Annotated in this window: 1 protein-coding gene and 1 pseudogene; both read left to right on the top strand. The window is 57.2% G+C overall.

Annotated features, from left to right (window positions below; genetic code table 11):
- Positions 1–874 (top strand): TlpA family protein disulfide reductase (locus EOA32_RS37220; protein WP_128374312.1); only part of this gene is annotated, 874 nt, incomplete at its 5' end.
- Positions 875–1,198: 324 nt separating this feature from the next.
- Positions 1,199–1,379: pseudogene (locus tag EOA32_RS37215) on the top strand (hypothetical protein); the annotation flags it as partial.

Genomic DNA, 1,379 nt, shown 5'->3' with positions numbered 1-1,379 from the left:
GAATTATCGTATCGGGTTCGATTACATTGGCGAAATGAACAAGCTCTGGATGGATCCCAGCTCTTCGATTGGGATTCCCACCTCGTTCGTGGTCGACCGCGACGGCCACATCGCTTTTATCGGCCACCCGGCGGAACTCGATGACGTTTTGCCGAAAGTCCTTAACGGCAGCTGGCGCAGCAGCTATGAAGCGAAAGCCGCCGATGCAAAGCGCATCGCGCATAACCAACTTGCAGCGCGCGAAATGTCGCTTACCGGGCCGATATACGCCAAACTTGAGCCGGCGATGCAGGCCGAGAATTGGACGGCGGCGCTCTTGGCCATCGAAGAAGGCCTCGCCTTGATGCCAGACTCTTTTGATTTTCGGCAGATTCATGCGGATCTTCTGCTTCACAAGCTGCGCGACATCAAGACCGGCATGCCGGTCATGCGAGAATTGGTCGAGGACGCGATCGACAAAACGTCCGACGCGGTGTCGTGGATGGCCTTGGCCCTCAACCAACTCTTCGATCCCACGATGGACAATTCCCATCTTCCGCGCGCGGAGCGCTTTGCGATGGGCAACGAGCTCTCGGAACAGATACTGGCACTCAATCCCCCGAACGGCGATGGCCCGTTTAAATACCGCCGGTACCTCCCGGTAGCTCAGTATTATTACGAGAGCGGCAACAAAGATCGCGCAATCGAGTTGATCGAGGTGGCACTGAAATCGGTGGACCGGCTGGGGCCAATTCCGGACCACACCAAACAGTACTATCTTACCCCATTGCTCGAAGCACTGGCCAACTACACGGGTGAGCCTGCCTGTCACGCGGATCTTTGTGTGGCTCCGCAAAAGAAGGCACCCGAAACTCAAAACGCAGTCACTTCCTGAGCAAGAATCGCGAAGGGACTGACAATTGGAATTGAACACTGGCCAATCCGCCCATCGAAGCTCTCTTCGCAGCAAGTATGTCGATGCAGCAGGGCGGCGGCTTGCGGCAGGTTGGATTTCAATTGCGTTGACCACCGGTCGGATCGCGGCGCAGACGATGTGCGCCGCGAATTCGCGCCGCAGGTCTCGCACTCGTGGACATGTCGAGGTCGGCCACGGGGCACTCTTGGGGTTGGCCCGCCCAAGCCATTCGTCGGCCACGCAAGCGGACCCGGAGTGGGCATCGCAGGAAAAGGAAATCGTACCTCGAAGACGAAGACTGAAATGACGAACAACGAAATTCCTCCGGTTGGCCCTGCTGTCAACAATGACGAAGAAGCCCTTGCTTCCCCGTTCGTCAAATGCCTCCTGCGGCTCATTCGTACTCAGGATTCCTTCGGCTTATGGGAAGGCCATTCGGATGCCGAGCTGCTGGCCGAGTTCATCATCACCAAGCAACAGCAAC

The sequence above is a fragment of the Mesorhizobium sp. M1A.F.Ca.ET.072.01.1.1 genome, from assembly GCF_004023325.1.
Lineage (GTDB): Bacteria > Pseudomonadota > Alphaproteobacteria > Rhizobiales > Rhizobiaceae > Mesorhizobium.
Note: the sequence above shows the minus strand (reverse complement) of the source record. Positions and strands in the feature narration are given on the sequence as shown.